The 25,087-nt window shown below is 73.4% G+C and carries 23 protein-coding genes and 1 pseudogene; 19 read left to right on the plus strand and 5 right to left on the minus strand.

What is annotated here, in order from left to right; genetic code table 11:
• Positions 1–29: 29 nt before the first annotated feature.
• Entirely contained in the window at positions 30–1,172 is a 1,143-nt protein-coding gene (locus KCH_RS24450) for a D-alanine--D-alanine ligase family protein (RefSeq protein ID WP_035866471.1), read from the plus strand.
• 19 nt (positions 1,173–1,191) lie between these two features.
• On the opposite strand, the gene KCH_RS24455 is transcribed toward KCH_RS24450, so the two are convergent.
• Complete coding sequence (locus KCH_RS24455) at positions 1,192–1,728, minus strand: DUF3515 domain-containing protein (protein WP_051653410.1); 537 nt, start codon at positions 1,726–1,728, stop codon at positions 1,192–1,194.
• A 19-nt stretch (positions 1,729–1,747) separates the two neighbouring features.
• On the minus strand, positions 1,748–1,981 hold the full coding sequence (locus tag KCH_RS24460) for an Lrp/AsnC family transcriptional regulator (RefSeq protein ID WP_035866474.1): 234 nt from the start codon (positions 1,979–1,981) through the stop codon (positions 1,748–1,750).
• 169 nt (positions 1,982–2,150) lie between these two features.
• Between KCH_RS24460 and KCH_RS24465 the strand changes: the two genes are divergently transcribed.
• The 3 genes from KCH_RS24465 to thiD all read left to right on the plus strand — a co-directional run bounded on the left by KCH_RS24465 (position 2,151) and on the right by thiD (position 5,121).
• Positions 2,151–3,119, plus strand: coding sequence for a thiamine-phosphate kinase (locus KCH_RS24465; RefSeq protein ID WP_035866477.1), 969 nt, complete (start codon positions 2,151–2,153; stop codon positions 3,117–3,119).
• 144 nt (positions 3,120–3,263) lie between these two features.
• Positions 3,264–4,289 carry a 6-phosphofructokinase gene (locus tag KCH_RS24470; protein WP_035866479.1) on the plus strand — a complete coding sequence of 342 codons (1,026 nt, stop codon included), beginning with the start codon at positions 3,264–3,266 and terminating at the stop codon, positions 4,287–4,289.
• 31 nt (positions 4,290–4,320) lie between these two features.
• Positions 4,321–5,121 carry a bifunctional hydroxymethylpyrimidine kinase/phosphomethylpyrimidine kinase gene (gene thiD / locus KCH_RS24475; protein WP_035866481.1) on the plus strand — a complete coding sequence of 267 codons (801 nt, stop codon included), beginning with the start codon at positions 4,321–4,323 and terminating at the stop codon, positions 5,119–5,121.
• Positions 5,122–5,382: 261 nt separating this feature from the next.
• Here thiD and rpmB read toward each other — a convergent pair whose 3' ends face one another.
• Complete coding sequence (gene rpmB / locus KCH_RS39980) at positions 5,383–5,568, minus strand: 50S ribosomal protein L28 (protein ID WP_073813963.1); 186 nt, start codon at positions 5,566–5,568, stop codon at positions 5,383–5,385.
• A 241-nt stretch (positions 5,569–5,809) separates the two neighbouring features.
• On the opposite strand from rpmB, the gene KCH_RS24480 reads away from it, so the two are divergent.
• The 10 genes from KCH_RS24480 (at position 5,810) to mutM (ending at position 15,427) form a co-directional block, all read left to right on the plus strand.
• A complete protein-coding gene (locus tag KCH_RS24480) occupies positions 5,810–7,417 on the plus strand; it encodes a DAK2 domain-containing protein (protein ID WP_157032179.1) in 1,608 nt (535 codons plus the stop codon).
• 37 nt (positions 7,418–7,454) lie between these two features.
• Complete coding sequence (gene recG, locus KCH_RS24485; RefSeq protein WP_035866484.1) at positions 7,455–9,659, plus strand: ATP-dependent DNA helicase RecG; 2,205 nt, start codon at positions 7,455–7,457, stop codon at positions 9,657–9,659.
• A 106-nt stretch (positions 9,660–9,765) separates the two neighbouring features.
• Complete coding sequence (locus KCH_RS24490) at positions 9,766–10,275, plus strand: hypothetical protein (protein ID WP_035866487.1); 510 nt, start codon at positions 9,766–9,768, stop codon at positions 10,273–10,275.
• A gap of 126 nt (positions 10,276–10,401) precedes the next feature.
• A complete protein-coding gene (gene rsmD, locus KCH_RS24495) occupies positions 10,402–10,986 on the plus strand; it encodes a 16S rRNA (guanine(966)-N(2))-methyltransferase RsmD (RefSeq protein ID WP_035866489.1) in 585 nt (194 codons plus the stop codon).
• Positions 10,987–11,018: 32 nt separating this feature from the next.
• The gene (coaD, locus tag KCH_RS24500) at positions 11,019–11,504 is read left to right on the plus strand and encodes a pantetheine-phosphate adenylyltransferase (protein ID WP_035866490.1); all 486 of its coding nucleotides are present in this window, start codon (positions 11,019–11,021) and stop codon (positions 11,502–11,504) included.
• 129 nt (positions 11,505–11,633) lie between these two features.
• A complete protein-coding gene (locus KCH_RS24505; RefSeq protein WP_035866494.1) occupies positions 11,634–12,782 on the plus strand; it encodes an ATP synthase F0 subunit B in 1,149 nt (382 codons plus the stop codon).
• Between the two features lie 156 nt (positions 12,783–12,938).
• Entirely contained in the window at positions 12,939–13,532 is a 594-nt protein-coding gene (locus tag KCH_RS24510; RefSeq protein ID WP_035866497.1) for a YceD family protein, read from the plus strand.
• 49 nt (positions 13,533–13,581) lie between these two features.
• The gene (gene rpmF / locus KCH_RS24515; RefSeq protein ID WP_035866499.1) at positions 13,582–13,755 is read left to right on the plus strand and encodes a 50S ribosomal protein L32; all 174 of its coding nucleotides are present in this window, start codon (positions 13,582–13,584) and stop codon (positions 13,753–13,755) included.
• Between the two features lie 20 nt (positions 13,756–13,775).
• Positions 13,776–14,567, plus strand: a complete 792-nt coding sequence (gene rnc, locus KCH_RS24520) for a ribonuclease III (protein ID WP_051653411.1) — start codon at positions 13,776–13,778, stop codon at positions 14,565–14,567.
• Between the two features lie 5 nt (positions 14,568–14,572).
• Positions 14,573–15,427: a bifunctional DNA-formamidopyrimidine glycosylase/DNA-(apurinic or apyrimidinic site) lyase gene (gene mutM, locus KCH_RS24525; protein WP_035866502.1), complete on the plus strand. Its 855-nt coding sequence runs from the start codon at positions 14,573–14,575 to the stop codon at positions 15,425–15,427.
• 21 nt (positions 15,428–15,448) lie between these two features.
• Here the strand turns inward: mutM and KCH_RS24530 are convergent, their stop codons facing one another.
• Positions 15,449–16,357, minus strand: coding sequence for a DMT family protein (locus tag KCH_RS24530; protein ID WP_035866505.1), 909 nt, complete (start codon positions 16,355–16,357; stop codon positions 15,449–15,451).
• A 200-nt stretch (positions 16,358–16,557) separates the two neighbouring features.
• Between KCH_RS24530 and KCH_RS24535 the strand changes: the two are divergent.
• A pseudogene (locus tag KCH_RS24535) lies at positions 16,558–17,921 on the plus strand (hypothetical protein).
• A gap of 54 nt (positions 17,922–17,975) precedes the next feature.
• On the opposite strand, the gene KCH_RS24540 reads toward KCH_RS24535, so the two are convergent.
• On the minus strand, positions 17,976–19,235 hold the full coding sequence (locus tag KCH_RS24540; protein WP_051653412.1) for an MFS transporter: 1,260 nt from the start codon (positions 19,233–19,235) through the stop codon (positions 17,976–17,978).
• A 169-nt stretch (positions 19,236–19,404) separates the two neighbouring features.
• On the opposite strand from KCH_RS24540, the gene KCH_RS24545 reads away from it, so the two are divergent.
• From KCH_RS24545 to smc, 4 genes are all read left to right on the plus strand, one after another.
• Complete coding sequence (locus KCH_RS24545) at positions 19,405–20,202, plus strand: site-specific integrase (RefSeq protein ID WP_035866508.1); 798 nt, start codon at positions 19,405–19,407, stop codon at positions 20,200–20,202.
• Positions 20,203–20,345: 143 nt separating this feature from the next.
• Positions 20,346–20,639, plus strand: coding sequence for an acylphosphatase (locus tag KCH_RS24550; RefSeq protein WP_035866511.1), 294 nt, complete (start codon positions 20,346–20,348; stop codon positions 20,637–20,639).
• Between the two features lie 380 nt (positions 20,640–21,019).
• Positions 21,020–21,223 (plus strand): hypothetical protein, encoded by a 204-nt coding sequence (locus tag KCH_RS24555; protein WP_035866513.1) that lies wholly within the window; start codon positions 21,020–21,022, stop codon positions 21,221–21,223.
• A 280-nt stretch (positions 21,224–21,503) separates the two neighbouring features.
• Positions 21,504–25,085 (plus strand): chromosome segregation protein SMC, encoded by a 3,582-nt coding sequence (gene smc / locus KCH_RS24560; RefSeq protein ID WP_035866516.1) that lies wholly within the window; start codon positions 21,504–21,506, stop codon positions 25,083–25,085.
• The last annotated feature ends 2 nt before the right edge of the window (positions 25,086–25,087 follow it).

Raw genomic sequence — 25,087 nt, forward strand, 5'->3', positions numbered from 1 at the left:
CGGAATCGGACGGTAGTCTCAAGGCCGATATGAGCATCGAACAGACCTCCCCGAACCAGCCGGCCAAGCCGCGCGTCGCGATCGTCTTCGGCGGTCGCAGCTCCGAGCACGGCGTCTCCGTGGTCACCGCCGCCAGCGTCCTGCGCTCGATCGACCGCAGCAAGTACGAGGTGCTGCCGATCGGCATCACCCACGAGGGCCGCTGGGCCCTGGTCGGCGACGAACCCGCCCGGATGGCGATCACCGACGGCCGGATGCCGGACGTCGACCAGGTCGCCGAGTCGCCCGAGGGCCAGGTGTCGCTGCCCGTCGCGCCCGGCAACCGCGAGGTGGTCTGGAGCGAGCCCGGCGCCGCGCCCAAGGTGCTCGGCGAGGTCGACGTGGTGCTGCCGCTGCTGCACGGCCCGTGGGGCGAGGACGGCACCCTGCAGGGCCTGCTGGAGCTCTCCGGGGTGCCGTACGTCGGCTCCGGCGTGCTGGCCAGCTCGGTCGGCATGGACAAGGAGTTCACCAAGCGGATCATCGAGTCGCTCGGCCTGTACGCGGGCGAGTACACGGTGGTCAAGCCGCGCGAGTGGCAGACCGAGGAGGGCCGGGCCGCCGCCCGCGGGCGGATCGCCGCGCTCGGCCTGCCGCTGTTCGTCAAGCCCTGCCGGGCCGGCTCCTCGATCGGCATCACCAAGGTCAAGGACCTCGCCGACCTGGACGCCGCGATCGACGAGGCCCGCCGCCACGACCCGAAGGTGATCGTGGAGAAGGGCGTCGAGGGCCGCGAGATCGAGTGCGGCGTGCTGGAGTTCGAGGACGGCCCGCGCGCCTCGGTGCCCGCCGAGGTGCTGGTCGACGGGGACTTCGAGTTCTACGACTTCGAGGCCAAGTACATCGACTCCTCCGAGGTGCAGATCCCGGCGCGGCTCGGCGACGCGGAGCGCACCGAGCTCCAGCGGCAGGCCGTCGAGGTGTTCGAGGGCCTCGGCTGCGAGGGCCTGGCCCGGGTCGACTTCTTCCTGCTGAACGACGGCCGGTGGATGGTCAACGAGGTCAACACGATGCCCGGCTTCACCCCGATCTCGGCCTACCCCAAGATGTGGGAGGCCACCGGCGTGCCCTACGCCGAGCTGATCGACCGCCTGCTCGCCGCCGCCCTGCGCCGCTCCACCGGCCTGCGCTAGGACGGGCCGCGGCGGGCGGTCAGGCCCCGTTGCCGAAGCAGTCCGAGTCGGCCTTGTCGTTGATCAGCGGGACGGTCGACCGGATGGCTTCGGTGTAGGAGCTCAGCGGGTCCGCGTAGTTGGCGTACGCGCCCGCCGGGACGTGCACCTCGACGTAGGCGCGGCGCAGGCCGGTGGCGAACCAGTAGCCGCCCTCGCCGTCCTCGTCGAGCCCCCAGCTGACCTCGTCGATGCAGGGGCCCTTCCGGGGGGAGTCCATGTACTCCGGGCGGTCCCCGCCGCAGGTCAGCACGGTGCGCGGCGAGGACGCCCAGGCCGCGGTGTACGGCGAGGCCGGGGACGGGTCCTTGCGCGGGTGTCCGAGCACCTCGGCCGGCAGCTTCGCGTCCAGCGCCTGGCAGTACCGGGCGGCGTCGGCGCTCGGCGTCGGCGGCGTGACGTCCGGATCGCCGCTCCAGAAGGCGACCAGCCCCGCCGTCAGGCCCAGCAGGGCGGCGGGCGGCGCCAGCCAGCGGACCGGCGCGGGCAGGCGGTTCAGGACGTCACGAAGAGGCACCCGTCGATGGTAAGCGCCCCTACAGGCGGACCACCGGACAGGTCAGGGTGCGGGTGATGCCCTCCACCTGCTGCACCTTGGCCACCACCAGGCGGCCCAGCTCGTCGATCGACTCCGCCTCGGCGCGGACGATCACGTCGTAGGGGCCGGTCACGTCCTCGGCCGTGATCACCCCGGCGATCCTGGCGATGGACTCGGCGACCGCGGTGGCCTTGCCCACCTCGGTCTGGATGAGGATGTACGCCTGCACCACGGTGGACCTCCAGGCGGCTGGGTGGGGGGAGTTGCTGACCGGCAGTCTGATCACCACGCTACCGCGCGACAGCCGGACAGGGGAGCCCCCGACACCCGCCGAGGGCGTACGCTGCCGCGCGGGGGCGCACCCCAGACGGATCACGTGAAGGACGCGGGAGGACGGGCTGATGCAGGGGACCGTGGGCGAGCTCGGCGAGTTCGGGCTCATCCGGGAGCTGACCGCGCGGCTGCCGATGACCCCGGCGGTGGAACTCGGGCCCGGCGACGACGCGGCGGTGGTCAAGGCCCCCGACGGCCGGGTGGTCGCCACCACCGACGTGCTCATCGAGGGCCGGCACTTCCGCCGCGACTGGTCCACCGCGTACGACGTGGGCCGCAAGTGCGCCGCGCAGAACCTCGCCGACATCGCCGCGATGGGCGCCGTGCCCACCGCGCTGCTGCTCGGCCTGGTCACCCCCGCCGACCTGCCCACCACCTGGGCCACCGAACTGATGGACGGCCTGCGCGACGAGTGCCAGGTCGCCGGCGCCACCGTGGTCGGCGGCGACGTGGTCCGCGGCGACACCATCACCCTCGCCATCACCGCGCTCGGCGACCTCCAGGGCCGCCGCCCCGTGGTCCGCTCCGGCGCCCAGGTCGGCGACGTGGTCGCCGTCACCGGCTGGCTCGGCTGGTCCGCCGCCGGCCTGACGGTCCTTCAGCGCGGCTTCCGCTCCCCGCGCGCCTTCGTCGAGGCGCACCGCCGCCCCGAACCGCCGTACCACGCCGGCCCCGCCGCCAGCGACCTCGGCGCCACCGCCATGGTCGACGTCTCGGACGGACTGGTTGCCGACCTCGGCCACGTCGCCCGGGCCAGCAACGCGGACATCGACCTGCGGGCCGCCGAGTTCGACATCCCCGCGCAGATGGCCGACATCGGCCAGGCCGTCGGCGTCGACCCGCTGGTGTGGGTGCTGTCCGGCGGCGAGGACCACGCGATCGTCGCGACCTTCCCCAAGAGCACCCAACTCCCGGCCCGCTGGCGGGTGATCGGCGAAGTGGTGCGCCCCGCCCGGCCCGGCCGCGGGGGAGTGGTCACCGTCGACGGCGCCCCCTGGGACCGCACCGCCGGCTGGGACCACTTCGCCGAGCAGTAGGCCCCGGCCCGTCCCGCCCGTGGCTACCGGGCGGTACGGGTTCCACCGCGTAGGGTGGCGACTGTTCGGCGGACCGGCAGCGTCGACGGTCCGGTCCACCTACGCGGGGGCCCGCGCCCCCGGGACCAGGAGAGCGAAGCCCCCATGCGCATCGGCGTTCTCACCAGCGGCGGCGACTGCCCCGGACTCAACGCGGTGATCCGCTCCGTCGTGCACCGCGGCACCGACGTCCACGGCGACGAGATCATCGGCATCGAGGACGGCTTCCTCGGCCTGATCGAAGGCCGCGCCCGGCCCATCTCGCACGACGACGTCACCGGCCTGCTCACCCTCGGCGGCACCATCCTCGGCTCCGCCCGGGTGCAGCGCGAACGGATCCGCTGGGCGGTCGAGAACTCCGCCGAACTCGCCGCGAACCTCGGCATCGACGCGCTCATCGCGATCGGCGGCGAAGGCACCCTGACCGCCGCCAAACTCTTCAGCGACGCCGGACTCCCCGTCGTCGGCGTCCCCAAGACCATCGACAACGACATCGACGCCACCGACGTCACCTTCGGCTTCGACACCGCCGTGCACGTCGCCACCGAGGCCATCGACCGGCTCAAGACCACCGCCGAGTCCCACCAGCGGGTGATGGTCGTCGAACTGATGGGACGTCACACCGGCTGGATCACCCTCACCGCCGGCATGGCCGGCGGCGCCCACGGCATCCTCATCCCCGAGAAGCCCTTCGACATCGAAGCCGTCGCCCGCATGATCGAGGACCGCTTCCGGCGCGGCAAGAAGTTCGCCATCATCGCCGTCGCCGAAGGCGCCCAACCCCTGCCCGGCACCCTGCGCTTCGAACACGGCGAGGTCGACCGGTTCGGCCACCAGACCTTCGGCGGCATCGGCACCCGGCTCGCCCTCGAACTGGAGAACCTGCTCGGCAAGGAGGCCCGGCCCGTCATCCTCGGCCACACCCAGCGCGGCGGCACCCCCACCGCGCTCGACCGCGTCCTCGCCACCCGCTTCGGCTGGCACGCCGTCGAAGCCGTCCACAAGGGCGCCTTCGGACACTTCACCGCGCTGCGCCGCACCGAGATCCAACTCGTCCCGATCGCCGACGCTGTCGTCCAGCTCAAGACCGTCCCGCCGGACCGCTGGACCGAATCCGAGGCCGTCCTCTGAGCGCTCCTCCCCGATGGGTAGGTTGGGGCGCATGACCACCAACACCGCCCCGCCCCGGGTGCTCACCGTCGCCGGCTCCGACAGCGGCGGCGGTGCCGGCATCCAGGCCGACCTCAAGGCGATGCTCGCCCTCGGCGTCCACGGCATGAGCGTCATCACCGCCGTCACCGCGCAGAACTCGCTCGGCGTCCAGGGCTACTGGGAACTGCCCGCCGACGCCGTCCGCGCCCAGTACCGCAGCGTCGTCGACGACATCGGCGTCCAGGCGATCAAGACCGGCATGCTCGCCTCGATCGAACTCGTCGAAACCGTCTCCGGACTCCTCGCCGACGCCCCCGCCCCCGTCGTCGTCGACCCGGTCGGCGTCTCCAAGCACGGCGACGCGCTGCTCGCCGCGGAAGCCGTCGCCACCGTCCGCGAGCGGCTGCTGCCGGTCGCCACGCTGGTCACCCCCAACCTGCACGAGGTGACCCAACTCACCGGCCGCACCGTCACCGACGAGAGCGGGATGCTCGACGCGGCGAAGGCCCTCCACGAGCTCGGACCCCGCTGGGTCCTCGTCAAGGGCGGCCACCTCGAAGGCGAAGCCGCGGACCTTCTCCTCGGCCCCGCCGGCGAGACCCACTGGTACCGGGCGCCCCGCCACGACAACCGCCACACCCACGGCACGGGGTGCACCCTCGCCAGCGCCATCGCCGCGCAGCTCGCCAAGGGCCAGGACATGCCGGAAGCCGTGTCGAACGCCAAGGCGTATGTGACTGGCGCCATCGCGCACGGCTTCGCACTGGGGTCCGGCATCGGGCCGGTGGACCACTTCTGGCGACAGAGGTAGCTCGGAGAGCACCACCAGGGGCTCGGGGAACGGCGAGGCCGGCTCTGCGGATGATCAACGGGGCGCCGAGCGGTCCGCCGTTTTCGGTCTCCGGCCTTCGACCCGAAGCAGTCCCGACCACCCGAGGCCCGCCGTTTCCCGAGCCCCGGGCGGGCCCCTTCTACTCAGGGCAAGCAGAAAAAGCGGAAGCCGACCATGGTCCCCGAAGGGCATGGTCGGCTTCCGCCAAGCAAGAAGGTGACCGGCGGGCCGGTCGACGCGTCAGCGCGAGACCTTGCCGGCCTTGATGCACGAGGTGCAAACGTTCAGGCGCTTCGGCGTGCGCCCAACCACAGCGCGCACCGTCTGGATGTTGGGGTTCCAACGACGGGGGGTGCGGCGGTGCGAGTGGGAGATGCTGTTGCCGAAGCCCGGGCCCTTGCCGCAGACGTCGCAGTTGGCAGCCACAGGAGTCACTCCAAGACTTCAGATCAGGAACTTGAACAGCCCGGGGTGTTCCAGGCAACCGGGAGAGCATACAACGGTGACTCCCGCTCAACGAAACTACCACGGCCGGGGGGGTGATCGTTCCCCCGACCAGGGCCGGAGGGTGCCGCAGGTGGCGCCCGGTGGGCCGATAACCTGCCAGCATCGCCCCTCGCCACCGCGTCCCGTCGCGTTCCCGTGGCGTTCACCCGGAGGAGACCTGGTGCTGGACACCCTCGACGCCCCGGCCGTCCGGACCTGGTGCCGGCTCGCGCTGGCGGCCCTCGGCCAGGCCCGCGAGGAGATCGACGCGCTGAACGTCTACCCGGTTCCGGACGGCGACACCGGCACCAACCTGTACCTGACCGTGGAGTCCGCCGCCGAGGCGCTGGACACGCTGTTCGCGGACGAGGAGCAGCCGGGCCTGGCCACCGCCGCGACCGCGGCGGCCCGCGGCGCGCTGGTCGGGGCGCGCGGGAACTCGGGCGTGATCCTCGCGCAGTGGCTGCGCGGCCTCGCCGCGTCGCTGGCCAACGGCGGCGAGCTGAAGGACGCGCTGGGCAACGGCGCGCGGTCCGCGTACCTGGCCGTCGCGGAGCCGGTCGAGGGCACCCTGCTGACCGTCGCCGCCGCGGCCGCCGACGCCGCGAAGGCCGGGGACGGGCTGACCGGCCAGGCGCAGGAGGCGTACCGGGCGGCCCGGCAGGCGCTGCTGCTCACCCCCGACCAGCTGACCGCGCTCGCCGAGGCGGGCGTGGTGGACGCGGGCGGGCGCGGCCTGGTCGCCGTGCTGGGCGCGCTGGTGGACGCGGTGTCCGGGCAGCAGCCGATGGGGCCGGTGGCGCTGCGGCGCGAGGTCGACCCGGTGGTGGTGGCGGGCTGCGAGGGCCACGAGCGTCCGCCGGGCCCGGGCCACCCCGCGTTCGAGGTGATCTACCTGCTGGAGGCCGAGGACGAGCAGTTGCCGCGGCTGCGCGAGCGGCTGGCCCGGCTCGGCGACTCGCTGGTGATCGGCGGCGGGGACGGCCTGTGGAACGTGCACGTGCACGTGGACGACGCGGGCGCGGCCGTGGAGGCCGGCGTCGAGGCGGGCCGGCCGTACCGGATCCGGATCACGCACTTCGCGGAGGCGGCGGCCCGCGCGGGCGAGCGCGAGGAGACCGTCTCGCACGGCCGCGCGGTGCTCAGCGTGGTGACCGGCAGCGGGCTGGCCCAGCTGTGCGAGCAGGCCGGCTCGGTGGTGCTCGCCGCGGACCCGGACCGGGCGCCCGCCAGCGCCGAACTGGTCGCCGCCGTGCACCGCTGCGCGGCCCGCGAGGTGGTCCTGCTGCTCAACGACCCCGAGCTGCGGGCCGCCGCCGGCGCCGCCGCCGACCAGCTGCGCGAGGAGGGCGTGCGGATCGCCGTGCTGCCCACCCGCTCCCCGGTGCAGGGCCTGGCCGCGCTCGCCGTGCACGACGCCGGCCGCCGCTTCGACGAGGACGTGGTCGCCATGACCTCCGCCGCCGGCGCCACCCGGTACGCCGAACTCGCCGTCGCCGAGGGCGAGTCCTGGACGATGGCCGGCGTCTGCCAGGCCGGCGACGTGCTCGGCCTGATCGACGGCGACGTGGTGGTGATCGGCCGCGACCTCACCGAGACCGCGCTCGCCGTGCTGGACCGGATGATCGCCGCGTCCGGCGAACTCGTCACCCTGGTGCTCGGCGAGGACGCCCCCGCCGAGCTCGCCGACCGGCTGATCGCGCACGCCAGGCGCACCCGTCCCGAGGTCGACACCGTCGCCTACCAGGGCGGCCAGGAGGCCGCGCCGCTGCTGATCGGGGTCGAGTGAGCCGGAACGTCCGTCCCGTGGTGTGAAATGGGATCCGATGGGCGCTCTCGATGAACCACTGAAGGACCTGGTCGGCGACCGCACCGCGAAGGTGCTGGCCGACTCCCTCAAGCTGCGCACGGTCGGCGACCTGCTGCACCACTACCCGCGCCGGTACGTGGAGCGCGGCCAGCTCACCAGCCTGGACGAGCTGGAGGTGGACGAGCACGTCACCGTGCTGGCCCGGATCGAGAAGGTCACGCTGATCCCGTTCCGCGGCCGCAAGGGCGACCGGCTGGAAGTGGTGGTCACCGACGGCCGCTCCCGGCTCTCCCTGGTGTTCTTCAACCAGGGCTGGCGGCAGAAGGAGCTCAAGCCCGGCCAGCAGGGCCTGTTCGCGGGCAAGGTCGGCCTGTTCAACCGCACCCGGCAACTCGCCTCGCCCGACTACCAGTTGATCGACGAGGAGGAGGGCTCCTCGGCGGCGAAGCAGTTCGCCGGCCGGCTCATCCCGGTGTACCCGGCCAGCGCCCAACTGCCCAGCTGGAAGCTCTCGCTCTGCGTCGAGCTGGCCCTCACCAAGCACCTGGGCGAGGTCGGCGAGCCGCTGCCCGCCGAGCTGCGCGCCGAGCACGACCTGATCCCGCTGCCCGAGGCGCTGGAGCTGATCCACCGCCCGCGCAACCAGGAGGAGAAGGAGCGCGCCCAGAACCGGCTGCGCTGGGACGAGGCGTTCGTCCTCCAGGTCGCCCTCGCCCAGCGCCGGGCCGCCGACTCCGCGCTGCCCGCCGTCCCGCGCCGCGCCGTCCCCGGCGGCGTGCTGGACGCCTTCGACGCCCGGCTGCCCTTCACCCTGACGGACGGTCAGCAGAAGGTCTGCGCCGAGATCTTCGCCGACCTGGCCACCGAGCACCCGATGCACCGGCTGCTGCAGGGCGAGGTCGGCTCCGGCAAGACGCTGGTCGCGCTGCGCGCCATGCTCGCCGTCGTCGACTCCGGCGGCCAGGCCGTGCTGCTCGCGCCGACCGAGGTGCTCGCCCAGCAGCACCACCGCTCCATCGTCGAGATGATGGGCGACCTCGCGGAGGCCGGCATGATCGGCGGCTCCGAGATCGGCACCCGGGTCGCCCTGCTCACCGGCTCGATGGGCGCCGCCGCCCGCCGCGGCGCGATGCTCGACATGGCCTCCGGCAAGGCCGGCATCACCATCGGCACGCACGCCCTGATCGAGGACAAGGTGCAGTTCGCCGACCTCGGCCTGGTCGTCGTCGACGAGCAGCACCGGTTCGGCGTCGAGCAGCGCGATGCGCTGCGCGCCAAGGGCGAACAGCCCCCGCACCTGCTGGTGATGACCGCCACCCCGATCCCGCGCACCGTCGCGATGACCGTCTTCGGAGACCTGGAGACCTCCGTCCTCGACCAGCTGCCGTCCGGCCGGTCCCCGATCTCCACCCACGTCGTGCCCGCCCTGGAGAAGCCCAACTTCCTCACCCGCGCCTGGGAACGCGTCCGCGAGGAGGTCGGCAAGGGCCACCAGGCGTACGTGGTCTGCCCGCGGATCGGCGACGAGGACGAGCAGCCGAAGGGGAAGAAGAAGCGCAAGGACGACCCAGAGGAGGTCGACGGGGGAGCGGACAGCGAGGAGCGCCGGCCGCCGCTGGCCGTGGTCGAGACGGCGGAGAAGCTCGCCAAGGGCCCGCTCACCGGCCTCCGGGTGGAGATCCTGCACGGCCGGCTCGCCCCCGACGCCAAGGACGACGTGATGCGCCGCTTCGCCGCCGGCGAGGTGGACGTGCTGGTCGCCACCACCGTCATCGAGGTCGGCGTGAACGTCCCCAACTCCACCGTCATGGTGATCATGGACGCGGACCGGTTCGGCGTCTCCCAGCTCCACCAGCTGCGCGGCCGGGTCGGCCGCGGCTCCGCCGCCGGCCTCTGCCTGCTGGTCAGCGACATGCCCGCGGCCAGCGCCGCCCGCGCCCGGCTCGACGCGGTGGCCGGCACCCTGGACGGCTTCGCGCTCTCCCGGATCGACCTCGAACAGCGCCGCGAGGGCGACGTCCTCGGCCAGGCCCAGTCCGGCGTCAAGTCCTCGCTCAAGGTGCTGTCCGTCCTCGACGACGAGGACGTCATCGCCACCGCCCGCGCCGAGGCCACCCGGCTGGTCGCCGCCGACCCCGAACTGGCCGCCCACCCCGAGCTGCGCACCGCCCTGGAGAGCCTGCTCGACGCGGACCGCGCGGAGTACCTGGAGAAGGGCTGAGAAGGGCCGTTCGAGCAGGACCGATTGTCAGTGCCCCGGGAGAGAATGTAGTTGTTCGGGGCGCACTCCAAGTCGCGTCCCCGGCACGAGATTTGGGGGTCATTGCATGGCATTCCGTCACCTCAACGAGCTCCCGCTCGGCGACAAGGTCTTCCGGATCGAGGTCGCCAGCGAAGACGACCGCGAAGTCACCCTCACCCTGACCGGCTGGCGCGAGGGCAACTCCGCCAACCCGGTCGCCTCCGGCAAGCTCCGCCTCCCGGTGGAGGACGTCGCCTCGCTGCGCATCGCGCTCAACCGCGCCCTGCGCGCGCTGGCGATCGTCGCCGACGTCTCCGAGCCCATCCCCGACCGGGACGTGCTGCGCGAGCTCTACCCCGGCCACGGCTCCCCCTGGGTGCCGCAGCACGAGGAGGAGCTGGTCCGCCGCTTCCACGACGGCGACACCATCGCCCGGATCGCCGCCCGCTACGGCCGCACGCCCGACTCCGTCCGCACCAAGCTGCGCGAACTCGGCCACGACCCGCGCCGCCCGGAGTACTGCCCGCCGGACGGCTGCCTGTCCTGGTCCCGCTACGCGTCGCCGACCCTGCTGGGGGCGGCGTCCAATGAGTGACCGCCTGCGCTGAGACACCGGGGCGCGAGGGCTGCCCCCGATCTGCCGTGCACTATTTGTCGGCTATGGTCGGGCGCGCAGTTCCTCGCGCCCCCGTCCGTCGCCCACCGCCTTAAGGACAGCCTCATGCCCCGCGTCATCGCCGGCCGTGCCGGAGGCCGCCGTCTCGCCGTGCCGCCCGGCCGGAACACCCGTCCGACGTCCGACAAGGCGCGGGAGGCGATGTTCTCCACCGTGGAGGCGCTGTTCGGGCCGATCGCCGGGGCGCGGATGCTGGACCTGTTCGCCGGCAGCGGCGCGGTCGGCCTGGAGGCGCTGTCCCGGGGCGCGGCGCACGCGCTGCTGGTGGAGGCGGACGCGAGCGCCGTGCGGACGGTGCGGGAGAACGTCCGGACGCTGGCGCTGCCGGGCGCCGAGGTGCGCGCGGACAAAGCGGAGAAGGTGGTCGCGGGCCCGCCGCCGGCCGAGCCGTACGACCTGGTGTTCCTGGATCCGCCGTACGCGGTGGAGGACGCCGTGCTGCGCGAGATGCTGGTCACACTCCGCTCGGGGGGCTGGCTGTCCGAGCATGTTCTCGTCACCGTGGAACGCAGCACCCGAGGGGGCGAGTTCGGCTGGCCGGACGGCTTCGAGGGGCTGCGCTCGCGCCGGTACGGCGAGGGCACGCTCTGGTACGGTCGCGCCGCTACCGGGGCTGACCAAGACTCGTAGCAGAACATCCCGCCCCACAAGGGAGCCCACCCATGCACCGCGCCGTCTGTCCGGGGTCGTTCGACCCCATCACCAACGGACACCTCGACATCATCGAGCGGGCCTCGAAGCTGTGCGACGTGGTGCACGTGGTGGTGGCGGTGAACCGCAACAAGCAGGGGATGTTCTCGATCGAGGAACGGATCGCGCTGATCGAGGAGACCACCGCCCACCTGGGCAACATCAAGGTGGAGCCGCACAGCGGGCTGCTGGTCGACTACTGCAAGGAACGCGGCATCCCGGCGATCATCAAGGGCCTGCGCGCGGTCAGCGACTTCGACTACGAGCTGCAGATGGCGCAGATGAACCACGGCCTGACCGGCGTCGAGACGCTGTTCGTGCCGACCTCGCCGACGTACAGCTTCCTCTCCTCCACCCTGGTCAAGGAGGTCGCCTCGCTCGGGGGCGACGTCTCCCACCTGCTGCCCGAGACGGTGCACGCGCGACTGGTCGAGCGGATCGCCGAACGCCGCAAGTGACAGAGGCGTTGTGAGCGGCGGGGTGGGTGGCCGTACAGTCTGTACTCCCGGCCCCGGGGCCGCGTTCCGCGGACTCGTGGCACTGCCTCCGCCGCACCTCGGCGGCACACGGAAAGACTGAAGACGCCCGTGGACGTGCAGCAGAAACTCGACGAGATCATCTCCATGGTCGAGAAGGCCAAGGCGATGCCGATGTCGGCCTCCTGCGTGGTCAACCGTGCCGAACTGACCGGCATGCTCCGTGAGCTGCGCGACGCGATGCCCGCCGAACTCGCCCAGGCGCAGTCGGTGGTGGCGGACCATCAGCAGATGGTCGCCGACGCCCAGGCGCAGGCCGACCAGATCATCCGCGGCGCGCACGACGAGCGCGGCTCGCTGATCTCCGACACCGAGGTGGTGCGGCAGGCCCAGGCCGAGGCGGACCGGATCCTCGCCGAGGCCCGCACCGAGGAGCGCACCAAGCGCGCCGAGGCCGACGACTACGTCGACTCCAAGCTCGCCAACTTCGAGGTGGTGCTCACCAAGACGCTCGGCGCGGTCGGCCGCGGCCGGCAGAAGCTGCGCGGCGAGTCCGGGGTGTACCAGCCGGAGGGCGAGGGCGTCGAGGACGGCGAGGAGTTCCAGCCGCAGCGGATCAGCCCCAGCCCGGAGGCCGACGAGTACGTCGACGTGAAGCTCGCCACCCTGGAGGCGGTGCTGTCCGCCACCCTGGAGGCGGTCGGCAAGGGCCGCGACAAGCTGCTCGGCAAGGCCCCGATCGACGAGCTGGGCGCCTACCTGGCCGCCGCCGACGAGGCCCAGCAGCTCAAGGACCGCGCCGAGGCGGTCGCGGCCGGCTTCGCCGCCGACGGCGAGCAGTCCTGGTACGCGGACGTCCCGCAGCAGCAGAGCTGGCCCGAGCAGACCCCGGCGGCGGCCGGCTGGCAGAACCCCGCCGAGGACCCGTACGGCCAGCCGCAGGCCCCGCAGTACGCCGAGGTGTACGGCGGCGGCTACGACCCGGCCGCGGCCCCGCAGACCGACCCGTACGGGCAGCCCTACGGCTACCAGCAGCCCGTCGACCCGGCCTACTACCAGCAGCAGGCCTACCAGCAGCCCGGCTACGACCAGTGGGGCAACCCGCTGCCGGCCGACCCGAACGGCTACCCGCAGCAGCCCCAGCAGCAGCCCCAGCAGCAGCCGCACCTGCCGCAGCAGCAGGCCGGGCTGGACGAGACCAGCTTCTTCGACACCAGCATGATCGACATGACCCGGCTGCGGGAGCTCGGCGGCCGGTGAACGGGCGAGTTGGGATCGGCCCGGACTCTCGGGTAGTCTGACCACTCCGGCCTGCTCGTGCCGGGTTCGCCGCGTGCCCGCGTCCGGGCCGCGCACCGCAGGAACCACATCCGCGCCACGCAGGGATGCGTGCCGCCGCCAGGAAGTCAGGAAACCTTGGACCGCCTCGACCACCGCGACCCGCTCGTGTTCGACACGCACGAGCTCGGCCGTCGCCCCGGTTCGCTGCGCAAGGTGTCCCGGACCCTGGAGGCCCCGGCGGAGCTGGGCATCGCGGATGTGATCGGCGTCCCGGAGAAGAGCGAGATCAAGCTGGAGCTCCGCCTGGAGTCCGTGGTCGAGGGCGTGCTGGTCACCGGCACCGCCGAGGCCCACGTCGTCGGCGAGTGCTCCCGCTGCCTGGAGCCGGTGGAGGACGACCTGGAGGTCGACTTCCAGGAGCTGTACTACTACCCGGAGTCCGAGGAGCGTCACCGCGCGATCGCAGGGGACGACTTCGACGAGGAGTCCGAGGACGAGACTTACCGCCTGGAGGGCGACCTGTTCGACCTCCAGCCGGTGCTGCGTGACGCGGTGGTGCTCGCACTGCCGCTGCAGCCGGTGTGCCAGGACGACTGCCTGGGTCTGTGCTCCGAGTGCGGGGCCCGCCTGAGCGACGACCCGTCGCACCACCACGACGCCGCCGACCCCCGGTGGGCGGCCTTGCAGGGACTCTCCGCCGCCCCCGGCGACGAGGGTGACGAGGAATAAGACACAGCGGTACCCGTGAGGGTCCCGCCGTAGAACCAGGAGATTTACCGTGGCTGTTCCGAAGCGGAAGATGTCGCGCAGCAACACGCGTCACCGCCGTTCCAACTGGAAGGCCGTCGTGCCCGCGCTCGTCGCGTGCGACCGCTGCCACGAGCCGAAGCTGGCGCACATCGCGTGCCCGAGCTGCGGCACGTACAACCGTCGCCAGGTCCTCTCGGTCTGATCGGCGGGGTGTACGGATCGATGTCGGACAGTGGCAGTTCTTCCCGCAAGCCGAACCCCGGGACCAACGGGGGCAAGGGCGGTGGGCCGGCTTCGACCGAATACGACGTCCTGGAAGGGCGCCTCGGGTACCCACTTGAGCGCGCCCTTCTGGTACGTGCCCTGACCCACCGCTCGTACGCGTACGAGAACGGCGGGCTGCCCACCAACGAGCGCCTGGAGTTCCTCGGCGACTCGGTGCTGGGCCTCGTGGTGACCGACACCCTCTACCGCCTCCACCCGGAGGTCGCCGAGGGGACGCTCGCCAAACTCCGCGCCGCGGTGGTCAATTCCCGCGCGCTCGCCGAGGTCGGCCGCGGCCTGGACCTCGGAGCCTTCATCCGGCTCGGCAAGGGTGAGGAAGGAACCGGCGGCCGCGACAAGTCGTCGATCCTCGCCGACACCGTCGAAGCCGTGATCGGCGCCATCTACCTCGACCAGGGCCTCGACTCCGCCACGGACTTCGTCCACCGGCTGTTCGACCCGCTGATCGCGGAGTCCGCGCTGCTCGGCGCCGGCCTCGACTGGAAGACCAGCCTCCAGGAACTCACCGCCGCCGTCGGCATCGGTGTTCCCGAGTACGTGGTCACCGAGTCCGGGCCGGACCACGAGAAGACCTTCACCGCCGCCGCCCGGGTGGCCGGCCAGGACTACGGCTCCGGGAGCGGACGCTCCAAGAAGGAAGCCGAGCAGAAGGCCGCCGAATCCGCCTGGCGCGCCATCAAGGCCAAGCAGGACGCCGCCGCCGGCGACCAGCCGACCGCGGCCGCCTGACCCCGGTGCCCGAACTCCCCGAAGTCGAAGTCGTCCGCCGCGGCCTGGCCCGCTGGGCCGCCGGACGGACCGTCAGCGACATCGAGGTCCTGCACCCGCGCGCCGTCCGCCGGCAGACCGGCGGCGCCGACGAGTTCACCGCCCTGCTGCGCGGTCGCACCTTCGGTGAGCCGCAGCGCCGCGGCAAGTACCTGTGGGTGCCGCTCGACGACGGGCTGTCGATGATCGGGCACCTCGGCATGAGCGGCCAACTGCTCGTCCAGGAAGCCGCCATGGCCGACTCGGTGCACCTGCGGGTCCGGCTCCGGTTCGCCGACGGCGGCACCGAACTGCGCTTCGTCGACCAGCGGACCTTCGGCGGCCTCGCCGTCGAGGAGGCCGAGCCCGGCGACCCCGAGTCCACCCCGCTCTCGCTGGCCCACATCGCCCGCGACCCGCTCGACGCGCGCTTCGACGACGCCGCGTTCGCCACCGCCCTCAGGGCCAAGCGGACCACCGTCAAGCGGGCCCTGCTCGACCAGACCCTGATCAGCGGCGTCGGCAACATCTACGCCGACGAGGCGCTGTGGCGCAGCCGCCTGCACTACGACCGGCCCACCGCCACCCTCACCCGCCCCGCCGCGCTCGGACTGCTCCAGCACGCCCGCGACGTGATGACCGCGGCCCTCGCCGCCGGCGGCACGAGCTTCGACTCGCTCTACGTCAACGTCAACGGCGAGAGCGGCTACTTCTCCCGCACCCTCGACGCCTACGGCCGCGAGGGCGAGCCCTGCCACCGCTGCGCCACCCCGATGTGCCGCGACGCCTGGATGAACCGCTCCAGCTACTACTGCCCGAAGTGCCAGCGCCGCCCGCGCTGAGCGGCGCCCGCTGACCCGCCGTCAGTGCGCGGCCTTCGCCTTCTCCTCCTCGGCCGCCGCCTGGATCGCTCCGCCGTCCTCGCCGAAGTAGGCGACGCCGACGGCACTGGCCACGGCGAGGACGAAACCGAGGACGGCGAGCCAGGCCAGGCCCGGGCGGGAGGAGTCGCCGAGCCACAGGACGCCGACCGCGCCGGGGACGACGGTCTCGCCGACCACCAGGGCGGCGGTCGCGCCGTTGACCGAGCCGACCTGGAGGGCGACGGTGTGCAGGTACATGCCGCCGATGCCGCCGATCAGGATGGCGTACAGCGCCGGGTCGGCGAGCAGGGCGCCGACCGAGAACGGCTCGATGCCGTCCAGGATGCGCACGCCGATGCCGAGCGCGCCGAAACCGAGACCGGACAGCAGGCCGGCCACGATCGCGCCGCTGGAGCCGAGCCGGCGGACGATCAGCGAACCGCCCGCGATCAGCACCGCGGACCCGATCAGCAGCGCCCAGTGGAACGAGCGCGCGGCGGTGTGGCCGCCCTCCGGCCCGGCGGCGACGGCGAGCAGCACCAGGGCGCTGCACAGGATGCCGATGGACAGCCACTCCAGTTGACGGAGCCTCAGGCCGAGCAGCTTGATCGACAGCACCGCGGTGATCACCAGGTTGGCGCTGATGATGGTCTGCGACAGGAACAGCGGCAGCAGCCGCGCGGCCAGCGCACCCAGCCCGAAGCCGACGAAGTCCAGCACCGTGCCGAGGATGAACTCCCAGGTGACGGCGGCCTTCGCGGTGGAGGAGAGGCTCGGCCCGCCGTGCTCGGTGACGGTCCCGTCGGCCGCCTCCTGCCGGGCCGAACGCCGGGCGCCGACGGCTTGCAGGACCGACCCGGTGCCGTAGCAGACGGACGCGGCGACGGCGGTGACGAGGCCGAGGATCACGCTGGGGGCTCCTGTCGGGGGAGGGAAGATCGTGACCACTATGCCTGCTCGCCGGCCCGCCGCGGCGGGCCGGGGCCCAACTCCGGCCGGTCGGCGGGGGTCCGGACGGCCCGGCTCGTCCCCGGGTAGGGGGCGACATCAGGGTCGGACCGTCCCGCAGTAGGGCGTGGATCCCGGATCCCGCCCGGTACGGTCTTGGTATGAGAACTGTGCTTCGCCGCTCCCGAGCCACCGGGCCGGCCGCCGTGCTGGCGGCTCTGCTCGGCCTGTTGATGGTCCTCGGACTGTCCGCGCCCGCGCAGGCGGCCGGGCTGAACGACGCGGCCGACTCGCTGAAGAACACCCAGGTGTACGTCGACCCGGCGATGACCGGCCGGTTCTCCAAGGACCAGGCCGACGCCCTGGCGAAGAAGCTGAAGAAGGCCGACAAGCCGGTCTTCGTCGCGGTGCTGCCGGACAGCGAGGCGTACGCGCCCAAGACGCTGCTGAACGACCTGCGCACCAAGGTCGGCATCGTCGGCGTCTACGGCGTGTGGCGCGGCGACAAGTTCGACGTCGGCGCCGACGCCAAGGCGCTGCCGGTCGCCCAGGCCAGGAACATCGCCGGCGCGTCGGCCCGTTCGCACCCCGGCGACATCGACGGCACCGTCAACGACTTCGTCGACCAGGCCGTCAAGCAGACCAAGGGCGAGGGCCCGCAGCACAGCGCCTCCGCCGCCTGGATCGTCGTTCCGGTGGCGCTGGTGGCGCTGGCGGGCACCGGTGTGTTCCTGCTGTTCCGCCGTGCCAAGAAGCGCAAGGAGGCCCAGGCCCGCGCCGAACTCGCCCAGCTGCGCACCGTGGTGGACGAGGACATCACCGCCTTCGGCGAGGAACTCGACCGCCTCGACTTCAACCCCGGCGCCCCCGGCGCGGACGACACCCAGCGCGCCGACTACACCCGGGCGCTGGACTCCTACGACCGCGCCAAGCGCACCATGGACGAGGCCGCCAAGCCCGAGGACGTCCGCCCGGTGACCGAGGCGCTGGAGGAGGGCCGGTTCGCGCTGGCCACCCTCGCCGCCCGCCGCGAGGGCCGCCCGCTGCCCGAGCGCCGCGTCCCGTGCTTCTTCGACCCGCGGCACGGCCCCTCCACCACCGACGTCCAGTGGGCGCCCCCGGCGGCGCGCCGCGCACCGTCCCGGCCTGCGCCGACGACGCGTCCCGGCTGGCCACCGGCCAGGACCCGTACATCCGCACCGTGGAGACCGAGCACGGCCACCAGCCGTACTGGAACGCCGGCCCGGCCTACAGCCCCTGGGCGGGCGGCTACTTCGGCGGCGGGATGCTGCCCGGCCTGCTGGTCGGCACCATGCTCGGCTCGATGATCTCCACCCCGAGCTACGCCTACGCGGGCGGCCACTACGACAACGGCGGCGGCGTCGACTACACCGACGGCGCGGACGCCGGCGAGTTCTCGGGCGGGGCGTTCAACTCCTCCGACTTCTCCGGCGACTTCGGCGGCGGGGACTTCGGTGGCGGCGATTTCGGTGGCGGCGACTTCGGCGGGGGCTTCGGCGACTGACGCCCGATCACCTGTGCTCCGGCCCCGGCTCCGCCCTGCGGACCGGGGCCGCTGTCATGCCCGGGCGGCTGCCGGCGCCGGCGCCCCGGCGGCGGCCGGTTCGACGGGCTCGCGGCGGCCCAGGACGAGCAGGGCCAGCAGGCAGGACGCCAGCTGCCAGAGCGCGCCGAAGCCCAGCACCGACCCCGCGCCGACCCGGTCCGCGACCGGCCCGGCCAGCGCCAGCCCGACCGGCCCGAACGCGAACGCGCCGAGCGTCCCGTACGCGCTCACCCGGCCCAGCGCCTCCGCCGGGACGTGACGCTGCGTCAGCGTCACGAACAGCGAGCCGCAGACGATCGACGTCACCCCCGCGCCGGCCGCCGCGACCGCGACCAGCGGCAGCGGCCAGCCCAGCGCCAGCGCACCCGAGGGCAGCGCCCAGCCCGCCGTCACCGCCACGGCCGTCCGCAGCGGCCGGTCCGGACGGCGGCCGAGCAGCAGCAGCCCGCCGAGCACCGCGCCCGCCCCGTACGCGCCCATCACCAGGCCCCAGCCGCCCGCCCCGCCGAGGCGCTCGGCCGCCAGCACCGGGCCGAGGATCAGGAACGGTGCCCACACCAGCAGGTTGAACAGGCAGGCCTGCAGCGAACTCACCCACAGCCACCGGCGGGAGGCGAACTCGCCCCAGCCGTCCCGCAGTTCGGTGATCAGCGAGGCCTCGCCCGCAGCGCTCCGGGGCGGGTCGGGCAGCCGGAGCAGGGCCAGTGCCGCCCCGCCCGCCGCGTAGGAGAGAGCGTCCACCAGCAGCACCCAGCCGGGGCCCGCGACGGCCGTCAGCAGGCCCGCGAGGGCCGGGCCGGCCACCGCCACGCCGTTCCGGGCGATCCCCAACAGGGCGTTGGCGTCGGAGAGTTCGCCGGCCGGGACGAGCCGCGGCAGCAGCGCGTCCAGGGCCGGCATGAAGACCGCCTCGGCCAGGCCCCAGAGCACCATCAGCGCGGCCAGCGCCCACACCCGGCCGTGCCCGGCGAACAGCAGCACCGCCATCGCGGCCTGGGTCGCGCAGCGCAGACCGTCCGAGCCGAGCATCACCCGCCGCGCGCCCAGCCGGTCCGCGGCGGCGCCGCCGAGCACCAGCAGCAGCACGATCGGCAGGATCCGGGCGGCCATCACCACGCCCAGCCCGGAGCCGCCGCCCCCGCCGTCCAGCACCGCGAAGGCGACCGCCACCGAGGCCATCGAGGACCCGAACAGGGAGACGGCGTAGCCCGTGAAGAAGAGGCGGAAGTCCCGTCCGCGCAGGACGGCGAGCCGCCGTGAAGTCAGCACCATGACCGGCAGCGTGCCCCGCGGCGGCGGTGTCCGACAAGGGCTTCCGGCGAAAAACCTGAGCGGATCCGTATCAATTTTCTGCGAGCCCGCCAGTGCCACAGTAAATCGGCTGTTTACCGCAGTACGGAGCGGTGTTGACGGTGTGTCGGAAGCGCGATTTACTGCGGATATGACACCTGTGGAGTTCGCCGTCGCGGCCGAGCACTACCTGACCGGGGCCCGGCTCGCGGAGGGCTCCCGGCGGGTCTACCGGATCGCCCTGCACACCTGGGCCTGGCTGCTGGTCGGCCGCACCCCGCCCGCCGGCGCCGAACGCCGCCGGGCCGCACCGCCGGTGCTGCCGCTCGCCCTGCTGGACGGGCCGGACGCGCCCCGGCGGGTGGCCGAGGCGTTCGCCACCCGGGCCGGAGCGGTCGGCGCGCGCACCGCCAACCGCGAACTCTCCGCGCTGCGCGCCGCCCTGCGCTGGTGGTGCGAGCAGGGCTGGCTGGCGGCCGACCCGGCCGACGGCCTGCGCCCGCTGCCCGCCGCCCGGCCCGAACCCGCGCTGACCGACGCCCAGGTGCGCGCCGTGCTCGCGCTGCGGGTGCCGCTGCGCGAGAAGGTGCTGTGGCACCTGGTGCGGGAGACGGGCGCGCCGATCGAACGGCTGCTGGCGCTGGACGTCGACCGGCTCGACCCGGCCGACCGGCAGGCCCGGCCCGGCGCGGGGGAGCGCCCGCTGCGCTGGCGCGGCGGCACCGCCCGGCTGCTGCCGCTGCTGATCGCCGGGCGCAGCGCGGGCCCGCTGTTCCTCACCGACCGGCGGGCCCCGGCCGGCACGCCGGACGGCGACCGCTGCCCGCTCACCGGCCGGGCCCGGCTCTCCTACCGCCGGGCCGCCGAACTGTTCACCGCCGCCACCGCCCCGCTGGACCCGGCCGGCCGCGGCTGGACCCTGCACCGGCTGGCCGAGCCGCACCGCTGAGACCCGGCCCGTCCGGGCCGGCGGCCGGGGCCCGACCGCTCCGTACCGACGGCGTGAATGCGGATCGGCCGGTGGGGAGGGACGGTGGAAGGGGCGTGAAGTCCGTTCCGTGCGCCCCTGAAGTGCCCGACTATGGTCGACGCATGCAAGGTCACGACAGTCACCGTTCCGTCCGCGCCACCATCTGGGTGCGAGGGCGCGTCCAGCAGGTGGGCTTCCGCTGGTGGACCAGGGCGAGGGCCCTGGAGATCGGGCTGACGGGCTACACGAGCAACCTCGGCGACGGCCGCGTCCAGGTGGTCGCCGAGGGGCCGCGCGCGGACTGCGAGCGGCTGCTCGCCGCGCTGCGCGGGCCCGGAACGCCAGGTCAGGTCAGTGGGGTCACCGAGATCTGGAGCTCCGTGGGCGACGGATACGACGGCTTCGCGATCCGATGAGCACACCGCGGTTGCCGGCCGGAGGAGAGCCGCCGGCAACTGCCGGTGTCATCCGGTTGCCATCGGGGCAGACTCGTGGTTGACTCCGCAAGCGTAGTGATCCACTACCCCGGCCGATGGCGTGACGACCCCGCCATGCAGGTGACAGGGGCGCGGTAGCGTGCGGTGATCGTGTTGACCCGTACCGTCTTTGGTGAGACGCTGGAAGCCCGCGCACAGGTCTGAGTTTCCGGCGAGTCTCCGCCGTGTGAGCATGCCACTCACCAGCGGCTGTCTCGTGTGCCCAGCCAGCACGTCCGGCGCGCAGGCGCGTGCGTATCCCTTCCCCCAAGACCCACACCGTACACGGTTCGGTCACTCAGCGTGGAGGACCACACATCATGGCAAAGGCGCTTCTCGGGTACGTCGGCGGCCCCGACCCGCGAATGCTCTCCGAGATGCGACGGCTGCAGCAGCGCGTCCTGGACCTGGAGAACGAGCTCATGAAGCTCCAGGCCGAGAACGATGCCCTGACTGCCGTCGCCGACGAGCACTCGCTGCTGAACAGCATCGATCTGGACCAGCGGGAGCCGGCCCTGACCTGATCGACGTGATGGCCTGATCGCTCGTGGTCCTCACGATCGACGCTGTGACGCACTGAGCTTCCCCCACAAGGGGATGGCAGCCTGCAAGGGACGTCCGAGACGGACGTCCCTTCGTCGTGTCCGCGAAGTTCTTTTGCCGTAACGTGCCCGGCCCGCGGCGTGGCCAAACCGCCACCTGAGGGCCGGTCGGCGGCCCGGCCGGATACAGTCGCCAGCGGTGCCGTCCGCGCGGGACGGCCGACGGACGAGCGGACCACGGCGGGGCGAGGAGGACGGGCGGGTGCACCTGAAGAGCCTCACCCTGCGCGGGTTCAAGTCCTTCGCCTCCGCGACCACCCTGCGCTTCGAGCCCGGCATCACCTGCGTGGTCGGCCCCAACGGCTCCGGCAAGTCCAACGTCGTCGACGCGCTGTCCTGGGTGATGGGCGAACAGGGCGCCAAGTCGCTGCGCGGCGGCAAGATGGAGGACGTCATCTTCGCCGGCACCAGCGGGCGGCCCCCGCTCGGCCGCGCCGAGGTCAGCCTCACCATCGACAACACCGACGGCGCGCTGCCGATCGACTACACCGAAGTCACCATCACCCGGACCATGTTCCGCAACGGCGGCAGCGAGTACGCGCTCAACGGCACCGTCTGCCGGCTGCTCGACATCCAGGAACTCCTCTCCGACTCCGGCATCGGCCGCGAGATGCACGTCATCGTCGGCCAGGGCCAGCTGGACTCCGTGCTGCACGCCGACCCGATGGGGCGGCGCGCCTTCATCGAGGAGGCCGCCGGCGTCCTCAAGCACCGCAAGCGCAAGGAGAAGGCGCTCCGGAAGATCGACGCGATGCAGGCCAACCTGAACCGCGTCCAGGACCTGGTCGCCGAACTGCGCCGCCAGCTCGGCCCGTTGGGACGGCAGGCGAAGATCGCCCGGCGGGCCGCCGGCATCCAGGCCGAACTGCGCGACGCCCGGCTGCGGCTGCTCGCCGACGACCTGCTCGCGCTGCGGAAGGCCGTCGAGGCCGAGGTCGCCGACGAGCTGGCGCTGAAACTGCGCCGCACCACCGTCGAACAGCAGCTCGCCGCCGCCATCCAGCGCGAAGCCGTCCTGGACGCCCAGGTCGAACAGCTCGGGCCGGCCCTCGAAGCCGCCCGGCAGACCTGGTACCGGCTCTCCGCGCTCGCCGAACGCACCCGCGGCACCATCGGACTCGCCGAAGCCCGGGTCCGGTCCGCCGCCGGCGCGGGCCAGTCGGAGGAACGCCGCGGCCGCGACCCCGAGGACCTCGAACAGGAAGCCGCCCGGGTGCGCGAGGAGGAAGCCGCCCTCGAAGAAGCCCTCGAACAGGCCCGGTACGCGCTCGCCGAAGCCGTCGAGGAACGCGCCGAACTCGAACGTGCCCTCGCCGCCGAAGAGTTGCGGATCAAGGCGGCCGCCCGGGCGATCGCCGACCGGCGCGAAGGACTCGCCCGGCTCCAGGGTCGGGCGGCCGCCGCCCGCTCCCGCGCCGAGACCGCCGAGGCCGAGACCGAACGCCTCGCCACCGCCCGCGACGAAGCCCTGCTCCGCGCCGAGGCCGCCCAGGCCGAGTACGAGCAACTCCTGGACGACAGCGGGCAGACCGAGGCCGCCGACCAGGAGACCGAACACCGGCACGAGCAGGCCCGCGCCGCCCTCGCCGAGGCCGAACGGACCGCCACCGCCGCCCGCGAGGCCCTCGCCCGCGCCGAACAGGACCGCGCCGCGCTCACCGCCCGGCACGACGCCCTCGCCCTCGGCCTGCGCCGCAAGGACGGCAGCGCCACCCTGCTCGGCCGCCCCGGCGTCCTCGGCCCCGCCGCCGAACTGCTGCACGTCGAACCGGGATTCGAGCTCGCCGTCGCCGCCGCCCTGGGCGCCGCCGCGGACGCCGTCGCCGTCGCCGACCCGGACACCGCCGCAGCCGCACTCGCCCGGCTGCGCGCCGAGGACGCCGGCCGGGCCGCCCTGCTGATCGCCGCCGACGCGACGGCAGTCGGCGACGACCTCCCCGAACGGGCCCGCTGGGCGGGGGAGTTGGTCGACGGCCCGATGGCGGACACCGCCCGGCAACTGCTCCGCCGCACCGCCGTGGTCGAAGACCTCGGTGCCGCCCGCGAGTTGATCGGCCGCCACCCGCGGTGGACGGCCGTCACCCCGGGCGGCGACCTGCTCTCCCGGACCTTCGCGCAGGGCGGCTCGGCCGGCGCCCCCAGCCCGCTGGAGACCGCCGCCGCCGTTGCCGAAGCCGCCCGCGGCATCGAAGAACTCGACACCCGCTGCGCCGAGTCGGCCGCGGAACTGACCCGGGCCCAGCAGGCCCGGGCCGAACTCGCCGCCGAGGTCGAACAGTTGGCCGTGCTGCGTCGGCAGGCCGAGCGGCAGCGCGCCGAACTCGCCGGAGCCCTCGGCCGGTCCGGCGGTGCCGCCCGCGCCGCCGCCGGCGAGGCCGAACGCACCGCCACCGCCGCCGCCAAGGCCGAGAGCGGCCTGGCCGAAGCCCGCGCCGCCGCCGCGGAACTCGCCGAACGCCTCGCCGTCGCCGAGGAGTCGGCCGACAGCGGCGAGGACGAGCCGGACAGCGCCGAACGCGACCGGCTCGCCGCCGCCGGATCCGCCGCCCGGCAGACCGAGATGGAAGCCCGGCTCGCCGTCCGCACCCACGAGGAACGCGTCCGCGGACTCGCCGGCCGCGCCGACCAGTTGGACCGCGCCGCCCGCGCCGAACGCGAGGCCCGCGCCCGCGCCGCCGAACGCCGCGCCCGCGCCCGCCGGGAAGCCGCCGTCGCCGGAGCCGTCGCCACCGCCGCCCGCCGACTGCTCGCCCGGATCGAGGAGACCCTCGCCGCCGCCGAGACCGAACGCGCCGCCGTCGAAGCCGCCCGGGCCGCCCGGGAGACCGAACTCCGCCAGTTCCGCGAACACGGCCGCGAACTCAAGGCCGAACTCGACCGGCTGGTCGACGCCGGCCACCGGGACGAGGTGCTGCGCGCGGAGAAGCGGCTGCGGATCGAGCAGTTGGAGGCGAAGGCGCTGGAGGAGTTCGGCATCGAGGGCGCCGAACTGCTCGCCGGCTACGGCCCCGACCGGCCCGTCCCCGCCCCGCCGGCCGAGGACGGCGCCGAGCCCGGCGAGCCGCGCCCGTACGTCCGCGCCGAGGTCGAGAAGCGGCTCAAGGCCGCCGAACGCGCCTACCAGCAGCTCGGCAAGGTCAACCCGCTGGCGCTGGAGGAGTTCGCCGCGCTGGAGGCCCGGCACCAGTTCCTCGGCGAACAGCTCGACGACCTGCGCAAGAGCCGCCGCGACCTGCTCGACATCGTCCGCGACGTCGACGCCCGGGTCGAGCAGCTGTTCACCGCCGCGTACCACGACACCGCCGCCCAGTTCGAAGGCGTCTTCGGCCGGCTGTTCCCCGGCGGCGAGGGGCGGCTCGTCCTCACCGACCCCGACAACATGCTCACCACCGGCGTCGAGGTCGAGGCCCGCCCGCCCGGCAAGAAGGTCAAGCGGCTCTCGCTGCTCTCCGGCGGCGAACGCTCGCTGACCGCCGTCGCCCTGCTGGTGTCGATCTTCAAGGCCCGGCCCAGCCCGTTCTACGTCATGGACGAGGTCGAGGCCGCGCTGGACGAGACCAATCTGCGCCGGCTGATCGCGATCATGGAAGAACTCCGGGAGAGTTCCCAGCTGATCGTCATCACCCACCAGAAGCTCACCATGGAATCCGCCGACGCCCTGTACGGCGTGACCATGAAGGGCGACGGCATCTCCCAGGTGATCAGCCAGCGCCTGCGGACGCCGGAACGACCACGGAAACACAGCACGGAAAGGCTGGAGCCCGCGCAACCCGGGCCGGCATAGGC

This window comes from Kitasatospora cheerisanensis KCTC 2395 (assembly GCF_000696185.1).
Taxonomy (GTDB): domain Bacteria; phylum Actinomycetota; class Actinomycetes; order Streptomycetales; family Streptomycetaceae; genus Kitasatospora; species Kitasatospora cheerisanensis.